Origin of the sequence: Atopomonas hussainii (genome assembly GCF_900109735.1) — a bacterium.
GTDB lineage: Bacteria > Pseudomonadota > Gammaproteobacteria > Pseudomonadales > Pseudomonadaceae > Atopomonas > Atopomonas hussainii.
In genome coordinates, this window is sequence record NZ_FOAS01000022.1 from 1 (window position 1) to 15,983 (window position 15,983).

Here is a 15,983-nt window from a genome sequence, read left to right on the forward strand (position 1 = left end):
AGCCGCGAATAGCCTGACTGTCGTAAACCGCATCTTCTGTGCCTTCGTCCGAAAGACCAAAGCACTGCTGCACAACGTACAAGCGAAGCATGCGTGGCAAACCAATGCTGGGACGCCCACGCTTGCCCGTGTTGTCTGCATAGAAGGGGGCAATCTGAGCTTCAAGCAAGGTCCAAGGCGTGAGCTGCTCAAGATCGCTGAGAAATCGATCGCGGCGTGTCAGCTTTTTCTTGCCGGCATATTCGGCTTCGGAAAAGGTTTTTTGCATGCGGCTGACTCAGGCGATGGGCTTCCCGCGATTGTGCCAGCCAAGAGAGCTGCTGAGGAATAAATCAGCGTTTCCTTAGGAGTGGGAAATCGAACTCTAAAATGCTCCCTGATGTTTTGGGGTTGATTTTTACTTCGCGGCCTTCTGGAAAAACGTAAAGAAGGCTTGCGTTCATTATCTCTGAGTCATCAGGCAGCTCTAGGCGAAGTGGTTTTATTATATCTCTTACAGCACGCTCCCCTGTGTTTGCTATAAGGAACTGAACTTGTTGGAGCTTTTCTACTTTAACGCCTTTGTATTCCACATGAAGGTCAGCCTTAACCTCTTCGTCTATATGAGATAAAACATTCGATTGAAGCTGAATAAATGGTGTCAGTTCTTTATCAACTGAGCGGCGATAGTAATGGCGGGAGGCATAAAACGTGGCCCCAACACCTATCAGTATGCTGACAATAGCTACCAAAAAATCTTCCACATTACTTCCTTCTACTTAAGGAGTGTTAACACAATGATTGCGTCGTGCAGCCACTAAAACGTTAACCCTTACCGCGAGTACGCGTCTGACTCGGCTTATGGTTCTTCTCGAGGTACTCGATGATGATCCCGGCCACGTCTTTCTCGGTGGTTTGCTCAATGCCTTCCAGACCCGGCGAGGAGTTCACCTCCATCACCACAGGGCCGTGGTTAGAGCGCAAGATATCCACGCCCGCCACATTAAGGCCCATCACTTTGGCGGCGCGAATGGCCGTCATGCGTTCTTCCGGGGTGATCTTGATCAGGCTCGATGAGCCGCCGCGGTGCAGGTTAGAGCGGAACTCGCCGGCCTTGGCCTGACGCTTCATCGCGGCAATCACCTTGTCGCCCACCACAAAGCAGCGGATATCCGCACCGCCGGCTTCTTTGATGTATTCCTGCACCATGATGTTGGCTTTTAGGCCCATAAAGGCTTCGATCACCGACTCAGCGGCTTTCTGCGTTTCTGCCAGTACCACGCCAATGCCTTGGGTGCCTTCCAGCAGCTTAATCACCAAGGGCGCGCCGCCGACCATGTCGATCAGGTCGGGGATGTCATCGGGGCTGTGGGCAAAGCCGGTGATCGGCAGGCCGATACCTTTGCGGGACAACAACTGCAACGAACGCAATTTGTCGCGCGAACGGGTGATAGCCACGGACTCATTCAGCGGCGCCACGCCCATCATCTCGAACTGACGCAGCACCGCGCAGCCGTAAAAAGTCACCGAGGCGCCAATGCGCGGAATCACTGCATCGAAGTCTTCCAACGGGGCGCTGTTGTAGTGAATTTGCGGCTTGTGGCTGGCGATGTTCATGTAACAGCGCAAGGTATCCACCACCACCATTTCATGCCCCCGCGCTTCGCCGGCTTCAATCAGGCGGCGGGTGGAATACAGCTTGGCATTACGGGAAAGCACGGCAATTTTCATCGAGCTACCTCAATATTGATGTTCTTGGCTTCCATGGCCCCGAAGCGCATGCAGCGGGGCAGGTAGTCTGGGTTACAAGGCATCGCTCAAGCGAATCTTGGGCTTGCCTTGCACATAATTCAGCGCTGGATTGACCAGCAAGTTTCCGCCAACCATGGCTTTTGCACCCAATAGCCCACGAAAACGCATGGCTTTACGGCACGTTAGGGTGAGATCCACCGGCCACAGGCGATCGCCCAGCTGCATCAGGCTGCGCACCATGTAGCGGTGTTGTACCTGCCCGTTGGAGCTGCGAATACGTTTGTCCTGCACCAGCAAGGCTTGGCAATCTGGCACCGGAATGTGCTCCTTAATGCCAATGTGCGCGGTAAAGCGCACCCATTGCTGGTTATCGCGTTCGAACAGCTCGATATCCGTGGCATGCAACGCCGAGGTGGTAGCGCCGGTGTCGACCTTCATGCGCAGGGCATCGATACCCAGCTCAGGCAACGCCACCCACTCGCGCAGGCCAATCACCATGGGCAAATGGTGCTCTATCTCGGTCATTCCTGCGCCCTTGTTGGTTTCACCCACAGAAGTGTAGCAGGCCGTCTGTGACGCCAACTTGAATGCAGCCACGGGTTACACTGATGCGCTCAGCAGGCGCATAAGATGCACAACAGCATGGAAAAGTTACGTTTAGACAAGTGGTTATGGGCCGCGCGCTTTTATAAAACCCGCGCCTTAGCCAAGGCCGCCATCGAGGGCGGCAAAGTGCACTGCGGCGGCGAGCGATGCAAGCCCAGCAAAGAGATTCGTCTTGGTGATGAACTGACCCTGCGCACTGGCTTTGATACGCGCACGGTGAGCGTCTTAAAGCTCTCCGATCAGCGCCGTGGCGCGCCAGAAGCACAGACCTTGTATGCAGAAAGCAGCGCCAGCGTCGCCGCGCGTGAAGAAACCGCCGCACTGCGCAAAGCCGGCGCCCTAGGGATGATCACCGAAGGGCGCCCGAATAAGAAACAACGTCGCCAGTTAAGCCAGCTGCATAGCGGGCCGGATTACGACTGAGCCGGCTTTAATACTGCCCACGAGCCAATAACTGGCCAGCGGCTAAAGAAGCTCACCAGCGGCTGCAACTTGGCATCCAACCAACTCGCGGCATTAAAGGCCAGCGGTGTGGCTAGGCACAGAGCGTAGCTGAGCAGGGCGATAAACAAACCGCCGACCATGTTGTCGCTCAGCCAGTGCGCACCGGCCACCAAGCGCGGCAGCATAAACACCACCACCAAAGCCAAAATGGCCAAGCGGCCCGGCCAGCGCGCGACGCTGGCTAAGAACAAGCCCCAGAGCATCAGCACCGAGGCATGATCACCGGGAAAGCTGCGCTTAGAGGCGTCCTTCAGGCCGTACTCGTCCCAACCGGGGAACAGCTCGGACATGCGCACCACCTCACTCAGCACCAGCGAAGGGCCGGCGTGCTGCCAGTCCAATGCCTTCACCACTTGGTTAAAGCCGGTACGCAGCAGCAATAAACCCACCAAGCTGACCAGCAACATCAAAAACGCTAAACGCACTTGGCTGGCGGAGAAAAATAAATCGCCGCGAATAATCAGCGCCAACATCAGCACCGCCACGGCCAAATCGGTGATCCGCACACTGCCAATTGCCCATACCCAAGCCCAGGCGGGCGAATGCGCGAGCGGTGCATTGAGCAGGTAAAAGGCTTGCTCATCGGCCAGCGTCCACAGCTCACGACTGGGGGCAAACAGCCAACTGCCCAGCAGCAGTATTGCCAGCACGCAGCAGGTAATCAGTGCGGCAGGCGACCAGCGAGGTTGGAGGGGGGCGACAATACTCATAAAATGACGTCCTTTTCTTCGGGGCTAAACTCAAGGGCGGCGTTATACCGATGCGCCATTGTATTGTCACCCCTCGCCTGACTCACGGTATGTAACCCAATGTTTGACACCGATCACACCCAGCGCTTTATGTTCGACAACACCGACGTGCGCGGCGAAATGGCAGCCCTTGAAAGCAGCTACGCCGAAGTGCTGGCACGCGCCAACTACCCGCTGCCCGTGCAACAGCTGCTGGGCGAGATGCTCGCCGCCGCTGCGCTGCTGTCGACTACGCTGAAATTCGAAGGCCTGCTGGTGCTGCAAGCGCGCTCCGAAGGCCCCCTCAAGCTGCTGATGGTCGAATGCACCGATCAGCAACAGGTGCGCGGCATTGCCCGCTTTGAAGACGGCATTGCCGACAGCGCCGACCTGCGCGAGCTGATGCCGCAAGGTGTGATGGCCATCACCATCGATCCGCTCAAGGGCAAGCGTTACCAAGGCATGGTGCCGCTGGATAACGCCAGCTTGGCGGCCAGCTTAAGCAGCTACTTTGCCAGCTCCGAACAGCTGCCCACGCAGTTCTGGCTGCACGCCGATGGCCGTCGCGCCCGTGGCCTGCTGCTGCAAGCGCTACCCAAAGACAAGCAACGCGACGATCAAGAGCGCGCCAACACCTGGGAACACCTGACCACCTTGGCCGACACGCTGAAAGCCGAAGAGCTGCTGAGCCTCGACAACAGCACCTTGCTGCATCGCCTCTATCACCAAGAAGAAGTGCGCCTGTTCGATGTACAGCCGGTGCAATTCCAATGCAGCTGCTCGCGCGAGCGCTCGGCAAACGCACTGATCAACCTAGGCGAAGCCGACGCCCTGCAACTGGCGGCCGAGCATGGCGGGCAGATCGATATCGACTGCCAGTTCTGCAACCAACGCTACAGCTTCGACCCTGCCGATATCCGTCAGTTGTTTAATGGCGGCGGCACTGAAGAGCCACAGCCGACGCAGCACTGAGCACACTCGCAAACAACCAACCGGTGAACGATATGGAAATCAAGGTTGATGCGTTACAGAGCGTTGAAATCCAGCGCTTTCTGGAGGAGCACCTACAGGACATGAAGTCCGTCTCACCCCCAGAAAGCAAACACGCCCTAGACCTTGCTGGGATACGAGCGCCCGAGGTGACGTTCTGGTCGGCTTACCATCTTGGGCAGCTGGTCGGTTGCGCTGCGTTAAAGCAGCTCGACTCAGCCTGTGGCGAGATTAAGTCCATGCGTGTGGCGAGCACAGCGCGCGGCTTAGGGTTTGGATCCCTGCTATTGGAGCACGTGATCGCCACCGCACAAGCGCGTGGCTATCGGCAGCTAAAACTAGAAACAGGCTCAATGGACTTCTTCGAGCCCGCTCGGCAGCTGTATTTAAAGCACGGCTTTAGCTACTGCGATGCCTTTGCCGGCTACAAACCAGATCCGAATAGCATGTTTATGCAGTTGCATGTTGCTCAATGACTTGGGCAACCACTACTCTGTATCAGAAGCTGAAATGTTTTTGACTCAATAGGCAATTCATTGGCTTTCCTTGCGCAACCCTGAGCACAAGCGTTTTCTCGAATGGGGACGATCATGTTACGTTAATGCTGAAGGGCTTGTATTCGTGCCAGCAGCAATGATTGACGGCGATACAGAAATGTCCGTCATTTTCTGTACAATTGATGGCGGGCAGGCCACTGCGGTACCATTTTGTGTACAGTGAATGGCTCAAGCGAGAGTTGCCTAAGCACGTTGACCTAATTGAGCTAATCGAAGCCCACACTAAGCAAGTTATGGCTACTGTATAGCACGACTAGTGCATTTTTTAGTGGTAGATAATCATATCAAAATTAAGTAGTGGCGATTAGATGGCGACAAGCTTCTGGTGTGATTTTTCGAAATAGATGCGGAAAACTGGAGAATAATGCGGCTGATACTTGCCCGGCTCCCTAGCAATCCTCTGCTCCCCAGTTATTGATACGAGCTACGCATCAGAATCTATGCTTAGTCGATAAATACACATCTGTTTATGTATCATGCAAATAGGTGCGTGTGCTAAACTGGTGCCGATGCTTCGCATGGTCATTCTTCAGTGGTCCATGAAGGGCTTCAGCGAAAAATAGACAAGACTGGATCGAGTGAGCGGAAGTTTGATGAGTTTATAAAATGAACCAAAACTCTCTTGCTAATTATGTATGGACTGGTGAAGCACCATCTCGCCTGGCGGTGCTTTTACTTCAAATTTTCGCCTTCGCCGAGTACGGGGCTGATTATACAAAGCTGTTAAGTTCTATTGAAATCGAGCCTAAGAAGCCTAGGGATACGAAAAGAGGCGGTCTTGGTGCAAATAAAAAGAAGTCTTTATATTTATTAAATTCCGATATTTGCCAGGGTACAGCGAAGGCGAGCCATGGTAATTGATTTTTTTGACTCCCCTCAAAAGATGGGGATTTCAGATGGCATGCTGGTTCGCCTTGACCGCGCCAGGGAAAAAAACACACTTTCCCCTGATTTACTTCCGTACCTGGATCTAATTGAAAGTTCTGAGATAGAAATGCCCGATGCTGTCATTCAAATTGATGGCCGGGCTGTTATGTATCTTGTAAAGCCCCAAGTCTTAGGTGGAGACAATGTCGATTCGGCTCGCCTGTCTAGCTTGGTACGAGTCTTAGCTTGTCGAGGAGATGCAAGGTATCTTGGAGTGCTGAATCCTGGGTGTCTGGCCATATATCCCATAGGAATATCGAGCCAAGCACCATCTCGATTAGACGAAATTTCTTTGCATTCAGGAAACACTGCTCTGCATGATTTGCTTTCAGGGCAAAATAAACAAAAGACTCAGGTATCGCCTGATATAAAAAACGCAGATAGCAGCTGGCTTGATGCCTTTCTGTTTAATCTTTTAGCAAATACCGCTGAGCAACTTAGATATTCATGCTCAGGCTTATCTGACAGCGAAATACTTTCACTAATTGGGCGATGCCTCTTTGTTCGCTTCATTGCAGATAGGAAAATAATTTCTGATAAAGTTGCAAAAATTATCTCGCCATCAGCCGGCTCGCTTGATGAGCTATTATCCAGCCCTGAGTCCGTCTCGTGTACATTTAAATGGCTAGATCAGACATTTAATGGGAATATACTGCCACTTAGCGCCGCTCAAGTTAATCAAGAAACAAATTATACGGCTTTTTTTAAGTCGTTAGGGGCGGAAGCTAATATTGCCTGTAATATCCTCAACAATATTATGCGCAGGGCGCCTGCGGGACAGCTTCAACTATTCTGGGACGGCATACTTTTCCAACACGTCCCAGCAGATATGCTTAGCCAAGTTTACGAGCACTTTGCTCACGCGCACCAAAGCGACCACGCAAAATCTACCAGCATACATTACACTCCTAGACATATTGCCCAGCAGCTTGTCGATGCCGCATTCGCCGGAATAAAAAGATCCGACAAAGATCAAGCCAAGGTTCTGGATCCTGCTTCTGGTGCAGGCGTCTTTTTAGTCCTTGCACTAAAGCGACTAGTTCAGGAAAACTGGAAGAGAACAGGCATAAGACCAAGCCGCCACACTATCCGAAACATCTTAAACAATCAGGTCTACGGACTTGATATAAACCATGAGTCTCTGAAGTTCGCAGCGTTAAGCCTTTACCTTACTGCGTTAGAGCTAGACCCTGAGCCTACACCGCTGGAAGACTTGCGTTTTGCTCGTCTTTCGGAAAAAACATTGATATATGTGGGTGAAGACTCAGAGATACTTAAGTCTTCCTCCTGTATTTTAGATAGAAAGCTAGGCAGTTTATCTGAGCACTTCGTTTTACCAGAAGAGCTCAGCAGAGGCGTGGATCTAGTTATCGGAAATCCGCCCTGGACGGAGCTTGGAAGCACGTACAAGCCCAAACTCGACCAGCAAATTCGGCGCATAGCCAATAGCCACAAAATTGACAACTCTCTTGTTGCGCAATTGAAAGTAGACAATGGCGTGCCCGACATCCCATTTATATGGCGCGCCCTAGAGTGGGCAAAGCCTGGCGGGATGATTGCGTATGCCCTTCATGCACAACATTTACTTTTCCGCCAAGGGAATGGCGCAATCATGCGCAAAGCGCTTTTCCAATGCTTGCAAATAACAGGCATATTAAATGCTAGCGCGTTGCGCAATGAAAAACAAATTTGGCCAAATATAACAGCCCCTTTCTGTTTTCTTGTTGCGCGAAATGAAAGGCCAACAATTGATAATTATTTTTATTATTTAAGTCCTGCGCGGGAAAAGCACCTAAATGATCAGGCCTTATTTAGAGTAGACCCTCAAGCGGCGACCTCAATTTCGCACATATATGCAGCGTATTTGCCTTGGGTTTTTAAAGCTCTTGCGCGCGGATCTAGTTTAGATCTAGAGGTCACAGCCAAAATAGCCGGCATTGCATTAGAAGAGCTCCAGATATGCGGCGATACTAGAGCTGTCTATGGGGTTGAAAATAACGACACGCGCAGAAACAGAGAAGAGATCTCTAGTTATTGGGAAAGGTATAATCTTAAAAACCGCGATGGAGTCCAAAATCCTTCAGCGAAAACATTTAAGAATGCAATTCACCTTCATGGTCTTCCATACCTTGCCAGGCACACCACTCATGAGCATGCTATAAATACTCAGCGGCTCCCAAAATTTGAGCTTCCGAAGCTATATAGCAACTATGAGCGTGAAGTATTTTCTGCGCCACTTCTGCTATTTAGAGAGTCTCCAAAGAAGAATAGAGATCAAAGAGGGGCAATTGTTTCATACGACGACCTGGTATATAGAGAAACATTTTTCGGGTACTCCTGCGCAGGGCACGCGCACCCTGAATTACTCGCTAAGTATTTACAATTAATATCCCTAAGTGAGGTTTTCACTTACTGGGTGCTTATGACTAGCAGCAAGTACGGAATTGAAAGGGATGCAATTCTCAAAGAGGATGTAGATGCTTTTCCGATTGTGCCTCTTGAAAGACTTTCAAACACGCAAGTCGAAGAGATTTTACGCATGAGCGAAGAGCTCTACAGCGGAAATATGAATTGGTCAGATTTAGACAGATTTGTGGGGAAGCTATACGGACTAAATAGAGCAGATCAAAGCGTAATAAAAGATACCCTAATGATTAATCTACCCTATTCACAGAATAAAGATTATGCCGAAGCACGACCCGAAGAAGAACTAACAGACTTTGTAACAGAATGCACTCGAGTTTTAGCTCCTTTTGCTGATCGCGCCGGACAAAGACTAGAGGTAAAAATTATAGATCACGACATGCAGGCTTGGCAGTTTATTTGTGTCGATCTCCTAGCTCAGAACTCGCCCACGCCGCCAGACATATATGCAACGCTGGCAACTGATATTGCCAATCATTTCTGGGCATCTCAAATACGATTCCATGCCACAGCTGGAAAAGTAATCATCGGACAGATCGCGCAGAATCGCTATTGGACAAAAACCCGCGCACGGTTACTAGCACTTGATCTTCTCAATAATGATTTCATAAAACATGGTAGTGAAAAAAATCAGCATGGAGCTATGCAGTGATAAACAGCACATTTACTAGCTTAGGCCTCCCGCCACGAGTCGCAGCACCTTATCCAGGCTGGCCATTGGCATTTATTCAAACGATTGAAGAAGCGCTTCTAGCAGCAGAAAAAGAACTCATTAAGCGGCATGGCTCGGCCCTTAGCAGCGCTGTAGAAAATCAAATAACCCAATGGCTAGATGACATTTTATGCGAACTTCATGACGATGAAGTTGTGCCAGGTTACAACTGCGACAGTTTTACACTTCCCCACCTAGACTCTCCCGCAAGACATGTAATTAACCCAATGGGTCGCCTTAGACCAGATATAGTTTTTTACCGGACTCAAAATGAACTCAGAGTTGATGACAAGAAAAACTATGGGTGGTTCTGCGAATGTAAGATTCTTGACAGTACGCACTCACTCAGAAGCTACACCTCTACAAGAGGTCTTAATCAGTTCGTCAGTGGTGACTATGCTTGGAGCATGCCTCACGGTCAAATGATTGGATATGTTCGAGGTGCTTCTAGCACAAGCTATACACCGTCTACCAATCTAAAAGACTATCTGTTTAGAGCCTCTAGAGCTACTACTGTAGGCCAGAGCCTAGGGTTGCTTTCAGAACCAAATACATGCCCATCTAGCAAATACACCGATGTTCTAATAACAAAGCACACAAGAAATTTCAAGCTTATTAATGGCGCTCATCCTGGGGATATTGAGGTAAGGCACATTTGGCTGCACTTGTGAAATCGCCTACTTATATTACGACTACTGTCCTCATCTTTACTATCTTGCCACCCTCAGATTAGTTTACCTTGTTGGTCAAGCTTGGTGAGCGTACGCATGCAGTGTATCGTTCGAACTTATAGGTGCGTCTGGTTTTTTATTGCGGGCTCCGGTATGTCGCGAATGGTACCCCGGTGCAGGCAAAAGAAATTAAGCACTAACATTTCTCATAACAAAAACTTGCACAAATTGGTTGCGATATCACCTGTTAAGCTCTGGCATTCATTCTGATCCCGCACTTGGTTTTAACCACCTCGAGCAAATTAATTACCTTGAATTCAAACTTATTGCTCATGTCGCCGTTAGATAATTAACTTGCCAGCAACTTCTGACAGGCTATTTGAGGCTTGGCAGCATCTGTGGGTACCTCCTCCATTTCATGCACCGTCATCACTGTGCCCTGAATAGAGTTCAAGATGCCTTGATGAGTAGTAACTCTGCAACCAGGATGAAATGAATCTAAAAAAGCCCGGCTCTTACGAGACCGGGCTTTTTTATCGCAGCGATTTAAGCCTGTGCGGGCCTCGTCTCTGGCTCACGGCGGCGCCATTGCAAACCGATGATCAGCGCGAGCAGAGCTAAGCTGGGGATCCAGATCCACTCTTTGGCCCAACGGTTGCTCGGTGATTTGACCTGCAAAATCTCTTGGTCAAAGTCCAAGCCGGCTTTTTGTGCCGGGCTGTCGAAGCCTACTGAATCGATTAGGTGCTTGCCGTTTTGCTCGTAGAGGGTGATGCCCAGGTTAGCCATCCGCTCCTCACCCGTTTCGCCTTGCGGCACGGGCAGCAACACGCTGAAGTCACGCTTGTCGCCTACCGCGTCTTCACCGCGAATACGCAGGCGCAGCACGTCCTTGGGCTCTAGCTCGTCGAGCACTTGCACCAGCTCGTTGGCGGGGCGCTCTTCAAACGGTGGGTGGATGGTGTCCATCCAGAAGCCCGGGCGGAACAGCGAGAAGGCCACCAGTAGCAACAGTACCGTTTCGTACCAACGGCTCTTGACGATAAACCAGCCTTGTGTGGCCGCCGCGAAGATCAGCATGGCCACCGTGGCAATCACGAAGATCAGCAGGCCGTGAGCCAAGTCCACGTCGATCAGCAACAGGTCGGTGTTGAAGATGAACAGGAATGGCAACGCTGCTGTGCGCAGGCTGTAGTAGAAGGCCGTGATACCGGTCTTGATCGGGTCACCCTTAGACACCGCCGCGGCCGCGAACGAGGCCAAGCCCACCGGCGGGGTGACGTCGGCCATAATGCCGAAGTAGAACACGAACAAGTGCACAGCAATCAGCGGCACCAGCAAGCCGTTTTGCTCGCCCAAAGCCACCACCACTGGCGCCAGCAGGCTGGACACCACGATGTAGTTGGCCGTAGTCGGCAGGCCCATACCCAAGATCAGGCTGAGCACAGCAGTGAGCAGCAGCATGAGCATCAAGTTGCCCATCGACAGCACTTCCACCACATCCGCCAGCACCAAGCCAACGCCGGTTTGCGACACGGCGCCGACGATAATGCCCGCAGTAGCGGTGGCAATACCGATGCCGATCATGTTGCGCGCACCGGCCACGAGGCCTTCGCGCAGATCAATAAAGCCATCCATCGCGCTGCCGTGGTGATGACTGCCGTCATGGCGCAACCAGTTCAGCAGCGGACGCTGGGTGAGCAAAATCACCATCAGCATTACCGTGCCCCAGAAGGCCGACAGGCCCGGCGACAGACGCTCAACCATCAAGCACCAGACCAGCACCACCACCGGCAGAATAAAGTGCAGGCCCGAGAGCAGCACAGTGCGGGTGTCGGGCAGCTCTTCCAGCGGCTTGTTGGGGTCTTCTTCTTCCAGCGGCGGTTGGCTAGCGGCAATTTTCAACAGGCCGACATACACCACCGCCAACAGGCCGGCGATCACCCAAGTAGCCGCATCGCCCAGTGCTGGCTTCATCCAGCCCAAGCCGTAATACACCGCCAACGACAGGCCGCTGATAAACGCACAACCGAAGGCAAAGCCCAGCAAACGCTGCAGCCAAGGCCGTGTGTCACGGCGCGGCAGGCCTTTAAGGCCCAGCTTAAGCGACTCTAAGTGCACGATGTAGAGCAACGCGATATAGGAAATCATCGCTGGCAGGAAGGCGTGCTTGATCACTTCGATATACGGAATACCCACGTACTCGACCATCAAGAACGCTGCGGCGCCCATCACCGGCGGCATGATCTGCCCGTTCACCGATGAGCCGACCTCTACCGCACCGGCTTTCTCTGCCGAGAAGCCCACGCGGCGCATCATTGGAATGGTGAAGGTACCGGTGGTCACCACGTTGGCAATCGACGAACCGGAGATCAGGCCGGTTAAGCCTGACGACACCACCGCCGCTTTGGCCGGGCCGCCACGCATGTGGCCGAGCATCGAGAACGCCAGCTGAATGAAGTAATGCCCAGCACCCGCGCGCTCCAGCAAGGCGCCAAACAGCACGAAGAGGAACACGAAGCCAGTGGACACGCCCAGCGCGATGCCGAACACCCCCTCAGTGGTGATCCACTGATGGTTCGCCAACGCATGCCAGCTAACGCCGCGGTGCGCCAGCAGACTGGGCATCCACGGGCCGGCGAGGCTGTAGACCAAGAACACCAGCGCAATGATGGCCAAGGCGGGGCCTAAGCAGCGGCGGGTGGCTTCCAGCAGCAGTGGAATACCGATCAGCGCCACCACCATGTCTTCAGTGGTCAGGTTGCCGGGGCGGGTGGCCAGTGCTTCATAGAACACATAGATGTACAGCGATGAGGCCGCTGCCACTAAGGCCAAAATCAGGTCGGCCACCGGCACGTAATCGCGCGGTGAGCGCTTGAAAGCGGGGAAGACGAGGAAGGTCAGGCCAATCGCGAAGGCCAAGTGAATGGCGCGCGCCTCGGTATTGTTGAACACGCCGAAACCGACCATAAACGGCAGCGGCGAAGCAATCCAGAGTTGAAACAGTGACCACAAGCCAGCGAGACCGGCAATGATGGTGGCCATCACCCCTATAGGTAGGCGAGCTCCCACATCCTGTGCGATGAGCTCTTCGGCGGAGAGGTTCTTATCGTTTTGCATACGTCAGACCTGTACGGCAGTAGAAACGGTAAGTTCCGGGCTGCCCATGCAAACCCGGAACTTTCTACAACACCAGCGAGTAACACTCGCCCCACACTGCGTGTGGCAGTGTGGACATGGGAGCTACTGAGTTAATCGGCGCGCGACTAAGCAGAGGCTCCCCAGCTGACGGCTTACATCCAGCCTTTTTCTTTGTAGTAACGCACTGCGCCTTCATGCAGCGGAGCGGTCAGGCCGGCTTTGATCATTTCCTGTTCGTTCAGGTAGTTGAACGCAGGGTGCAGACGCTTGAAGCGCTCGAGGTTGTCGAACACCGACTTAACCAGCTGGTAAACCACTTCTGGGTCAGTCTTGGCCGAAGTCGACAGCACAGCCTTGCCACCGATGGACATGGTCGGCTTGTCGTTGCCCTTGTACATGCCACCAGGGATTTCTGCCTTGGTGTAATAGGTTTTCTCAGCCAGCAGCTTGTCGATTTCAGCGCCAGCAACCGGCACCAGAACGGCGTCTACGGTGGTGGTGGCTTCTTGAATCGCGCCGTTGGGATGGCCCACGAAGTAGGTCATGGCGTCGATGTTGTTGTCGCCCAGTGCCGAGGCCAGTTCAGCCGGCTTCAGCTCAGCAGCCAGCGAGAACACTGACTTGTCCCAACCCTTGGCAGCCATGATTTCTTCCAGCGTGTCACGCTGACCAGAACCGGGGTTACCGACGTTCACGCGCTTGCCTTTAAGGTCGTCAAAGCTGGCGATCTTGGCATCGGCACGGGCCAGAATGGTGAACACTTCGCTCTGCAGCGAGAACACCGCGCGGATGTCATCCATCTTGCCTTCGGCTTGGAACGGCGCCAGACCATTCATGGCCTTGAACTGGTGGTCGGACTGCATGATGCCGAAGTTGTATTCGCCGGTGCGGATACCGTTGACGTTCGCCACGCCGCCGCCAGTAGAAGGCGCATTACACTTAATGCTGTGTTGTTCGGCACCGCGATTTAAGAAACGGCAGATGGACTGACCAGCCACATAGTAGACGCCCGTTTGACCGCCAGTACCGATGGTCACGAACTGCTCTTGCGCTTGTGCAGTGCTGGTGAAGGTGGTGCCTGCCAATGCTGCCGACAGGATCCATGCGAGGGATTTGCCTTTCATGGGTCTATCCTTTTTTCTGATTGTTTAGGGGTATTGCTGACCCTTATGGGGAGAGCAATGCGGCACAAGCCGCCACACGGCTTGCGCGCAAACCTATGTCGCCTTTCAAGCGCAACGTGTCACATCAGGATAGCAGGCGAAAAAAAACCGGTATGTTGCGAGGGCGACAGGCTTAGTCCTGCCAGCGGCGCGCGGCGTCTTGGTCACTGTCGCGGCCATCCAGCCATGTGGCCGCCTCGCCTTTAACTTCTTTCTTCCAAAACGGCGCGCGGGTTTTTAGGTAATCCATGATGAAGTGGCACGCCTCGAAGGCCGCTTGCCGATGCGCACTAGAGACCCCGACAAACACAATCACATCGGTCGGCTGCATAGGCCCCACACGGTGCTGCACCTCTACGGCATACAGCGGCCAACGCTCACGGGCTTGTTCGATGATGCCGGCCAGCGCCTTCTCGGTCATGCCGGGGTAGTGCTCAAGGGTCAGCTGCGAAACGGCTTGGCCATCGTTGTGATCGCGCATCAGGCCATGAAAACTCACCACCGCGCCGGCCTGCGGGTTGGCCATCAGCCGTGCCTGTGCGGCGGCGGTGTCGAGCGGTTGGCTTTGAATCACGATCATGGCGGTTCTCACGGACGCATAAACAGGTAGTCCTGCTCATCGTCCAGATTATTGGCCAAAAACTCCAGCTCGGCAGCCAAATCGCTGGCGCTGCGCAGCTGTTTATTCCACTGCACCACGGCGCTTAGTAGCGCGCGGGCTAGCAGTTGCTCGTCACTGCTGGCGGCCTGCGCTTGCGCCGCGGCCGCGCGACACAATTCTTGTGCTTGTTGATGCACGCTCATGTTGTTTCACCTTGTGAGACCCGTGTTGAGTATGCCGCGCCGATCAGAGGCGGTGATGATCTGTATCAAGGGTTATTCGCCGTGCGTATCCGCCTTCGCCACGCTGGCAGCTTACGGGCAAAGCACGGGCTGCGATTGCCACGCCGCCCACGCTTGCGGCCAGCCTTGATGATGGGTCGCCTCCACCTCAATCACCTGCACGCAACGACCAGCCAGCTTAGCGGCGTAGCCATGCGCCAGCTGCGGCGGCAACACGCGATCTTGCCGACCAATCAAATGCCGCTGCGGGATCTGCGCAAGGCGCTGGCGATAATCCAGCGGCGCGAGACCTTCTAACGGCGATAGGCGCAGCAAGGTCGTCCACGCATTGGGGTCTAGGTTGCCAGCCAGTGTTTGCACGGCGAGCACATCGTCACGCTGCGCGGCTGCCAGCAAGGCCATCGTCGCGCCGCCGGAGTAGCCAATCAGCTCCAACTGCTGCGCGCCGGTACGTGCCTTGAGCTGCTCCAACGCACTGAGCAGGCTAGCCACCGCCGGCTCGGCAAAACGCTCGCGCGTCCACAAGCGCGGGTGGCAACTCGGCTCATCGACAAACTGACATGGGCGAGCTACATAAGCCGCAGGTTGGGCGTCTTGCAACGCCAACTGCACCACCAAAGGGCTGTGCGGGGTGGGGTCTAAGCTTGGGCTGCTGGCCGTGGCCCACGCATGGCCGTCGCCTTCCAGATACACGCGCAATACCTCGTCCACCGGCGCGTGCGGCACTAAAGCCTGCAAACGGTGTGGCGCGCTGTTAAGCACCTGCGCACTGTGGCTGGGCGGCACGGCGTCGAGCTTCACCGCTTGCGAGGTGCAGCCAGTGAGTAATACTGCCAATAAACCAATAAATCGCATGCCAACTCCCCAAGAAAAAAGCCCGATCTAGCTGTCCAGATCGGGCTTTGATTAGACCATCTTGACGTAAGGAGGCGCTGATTTAATCGGCGAACGACCCAAGCACAAGGCGTACGGCGCGCAGCAGCCAA

15 protein-coding genes are annotated in these 15,983 nt (G+C 53.7%); 5 read left to right on the top strand and 10 right to left on the bottom strand.

The window, feature by feature from the left end; all coding sequences use genetic code 11:
- The 4 genes from BMX80_RS16805 to rimB form a co-directional block, all read right to left on the bottom strand.
- The coding region (locus BMX80_RS16805; protein WP_139214072.1) for a transposase at positions 1–268 on the bottom strand (268 nt) is incomplete at its 3' end.
- A gap of 64 nt (positions 269–332) precedes the next feature.
- Positions 333–743, bottom strand: coding sequence for a hypothetical protein (locus BMX80_RS16810; protein WP_074870604.1), 411 nt, complete (start codon positions 741–743; stop codon positions 333–335).
- A 61-nt stretch (positions 744–804) separates the two neighbouring features.
- A complete protein-coding gene (gene rimK / locus BMX80_RS16815; RefSeq protein WP_074870606.1) occupies positions 805–1,710 on the bottom strand; it encodes a 30S ribosomal protein S6--L-glutamate ligase in 906 nt (301 codons plus the stop codon).
- Between the two features lie 72 nt (positions 1,711–1,782).
- Positions 1,783–2,256 carry a retropepsin-like aspartic endopeptidase RimB gene (gene rimB, locus BMX80_RS16820; protein WP_071871454.1) on the bottom strand — a complete coding sequence of 158 codons (474 nt, stop codon included), beginning with the start codon at positions 2,254–2,256 and terminating at the stop codon, positions 1,783–1,785.
- Between the two features lie 117 nt (positions 2,257–2,373).
- Here rimB and BMX80_RS16825 point away from each other — a divergent pair, with 117 nt between their 5' ends.
- Positions 2,374–2,760, top strand: coding sequence for an RNA-binding S4 domain-containing protein (locus tag BMX80_RS16825; protein ID WP_235821667.1), 387 nt, complete (start codon positions 2,374–2,376; stop codon positions 2,758–2,760).
- On the opposite strand, the gene BMX80_RS16830 is transcribed toward BMX80_RS16825, so the two are convergent.
- Entirely contained in the window at positions 2,751–3,551 is an 801-nt protein-coding gene (locus tag BMX80_RS16830; protein WP_074870609.1) for a phosphatase PAP2 family protein, read from the bottom strand. The genes BMX80_RS16825 and BMX80_RS16830 overlap by 10 nt on opposite strands.
- 99 nt (positions 3,552–3,650) lie before the next feature.
- On the opposite strand from BMX80_RS16830, the gene hslO reads away from it, so the two are divergent.
- The 4 genes from hslO to BMX80_RS16850 all read left to right on the top strand — a co-directional run bounded on the left by hslO (position 3,651) and on the right by BMX80_RS16850 (position 9,119).
- Positions 3,651–4,541, top strand: a complete 891-nt coding sequence (gene hslO / locus BMX80_RS16835; protein WP_071871451.1) for an Hsp33 family molecular chaperone HslO — start codon at positions 3,651–3,653, stop codon at positions 4,539–4,541.
- A gap of 32 nt (positions 4,542–4,573) precedes the next feature.
- Positions 4,574–5,035 (top strand): GNAT family N-acetyltransferase, encoded by a 462-nt coding sequence (locus tag BMX80_RS16840; RefSeq protein ID WP_074870610.1) that lies wholly within the window; start codon positions 4,574–4,576, stop codon positions 5,033–5,035.
- A 687-nt stretch (positions 5,036–5,722) separates the two neighbouring features.
- A complete protein-coding gene (locus BMX80_RS17740) occupies positions 5,723–5,977 on the top strand; it encodes an XRE family transcriptional regulator (protein ID WP_139214204.1) in 255 nt (84 codons plus the stop codon).
- Entirely contained in the window at positions 5,967–9,119 is a 3,153-nt protein-coding gene (locus BMX80_RS16850) for an HsdM family class I SAM-dependent methyltransferase (RefSeq protein WP_074870612.1), read from the top strand. Before BMX80_RS17740 ends, BMX80_RS16850 begins: the two co-directional genes overlap by 11 nt.
- Before the next feature lie 1,277 nt (positions 9,120–10,396).
- On the opposite strand, the gene BMX80_RS16855 is transcribed toward BMX80_RS16850, so the two are convergent.
- From BMX80_RS16855 to BMX80_RS16875, 5 genes are all read right to left on the bottom strand, one after another.
- Complete coding sequence (locus BMX80_RS16855; RefSeq protein ID WP_074870614.1) at positions 10,397–12,970, bottom strand: TRAP transporter permease; 2,574 nt, start codon at positions 12,968–12,970, stop codon at positions 10,397–10,399.
- A gap of 173 nt (positions 12,971–13,143) precedes the next feature.
- Complete coding sequence (locus BMX80_RS16860) at positions 13,144–14,115, bottom strand: TAXI family TRAP transporter solute-binding subunit (RefSeq protein ID WP_074870615.1); 972 nt, start codon at positions 14,113–14,115, stop codon at positions 13,144–13,146.
- A 172-nt stretch (positions 14,116–14,287) separates the two neighbouring features.
- Complete coding sequence (gene moaE, locus BMX80_RS16865; RefSeq protein WP_074870616.1) at positions 14,288–14,734, bottom strand: molybdopterin synthase catalytic subunit MoaE; 447 nt, start codon at positions 14,732–14,734, stop codon at positions 14,288–14,290.
- 8 nt (positions 14,735–14,742) lie between these two features.
- On the bottom strand, positions 14,743–14,958 hold the full coding sequence (locus BMX80_RS16870) for a hypothetical protein (protein ID WP_074870618.1): 216 nt from the start codon (positions 14,956–14,958) through the stop codon (positions 14,743–14,745).
- A gap of 111 nt (positions 14,959–15,069) precedes the next feature.
- Positions 15,070–15,852, bottom strand: coding sequence for an alpha/beta hydrolase family protein (locus BMX80_RS16875; RefSeq protein WP_074870620.1), 783 nt, complete (start codon positions 15,850–15,852; stop codon positions 15,070–15,072).
- Positions 15,853–15,983: the final 131 nt, after the last annotated feature.

What these genes read in the sequence shown, in the direction of transcription:
- BMX80_RS16825 (WP_235821667.1), top strand. Translation starts at nt 2,374, where the DNA reads ATGGAAAAGTTACGTTTAGACAAGTGGTTATGGGCCGCGCGCTTTTAT.
- rimK (WP_074870606.1), bottom strand. Translation starts at nt 1,710, where the DNA reads ATGAAAATTGCCGTGCTTTCCCGTAATGCCAAGCTGTATTCCACCCGC.
- BMX80_RS16830 (WP_074870609.1), bottom strand. Translation starts at nt 3,551, where the DNA reads ATGAGTATTGTCGCCCCCCTCCAACCTCGCTGGTCGCCTGCCGCACTG.
- BMX80_RS16875 (WP_074870620.1), bottom strand. Translation starts at nt 15,852, where the DNA reads ATGCGATTTATTGGTTTATTGGCAGTATTACTCACTGGCTGCACCTCG.
- rimB (WP_071871454.1), bottom strand. Translation starts at nt 2,256, where the DNA reads ATGACCGAGATAGAGCACCATTTGCCCATGGTGATTGGCCTGCGCGAG.
- BMX80_RS16850 (WP_074870612.1), top strand. Translation starts at nt 5,967, where the DNA reads ATGGTAATTGATTTTTTTGACTCCCCTCAAAAGATGGGGATTTCAGAT.
- BMX80_RS17740 (WP_139214204.1), top strand. Translation starts at nt 5,723, where the DNA reads ATGAACCAAAACTCTCTTGCTAATTATGTATGGACTGGTGAAGCACCA.
- BMX80_RS16855 (WP_074870614.1), bottom strand. Translation starts at nt 12,970, where the DNA reads ATGCAAAACGATAAGAACCTCTCCGCCGAAGAGCTCATCGCACAGGAT.
- BMX80_RS16860 (WP_074870615.1), bottom strand. Translation starts at nt 14,115, where the DNA reads ATGAAAGGCAAATCCCTCGCATGGATCCTGTCGGCAGCATTGGCAGGC.
- BMX80_RS16870 (WP_074870618.1), bottom strand. Translation starts at nt 14,958, where the DNA reads ATGAGCGTGCATCAACAAGCACAAGAATTGTGTCGCGCGGCCGCGGCG.
- hslO (WP_071871451.1), top strand. Translation starts at nt 3,651, where the DNA reads ATGTTTGACACCGATCACACCCAGCGCTTTATGTTCGACAACACCGAC.
- moaE (WP_074870616.1), bottom strand. Translation starts at nt 14,734, where the DNA reads ATGATCGTGATTCAAAGCCAACCGCTCGACACCGCCGCCGCACAGGCA.
- BMX80_RS16840 (WP_074870610.1), top strand. Translation starts at nt 4,574, where the DNA reads ATGGAAATCAAGGTTGATGCGTTACAGAGCGTTGAAATCCAGCGCTTT.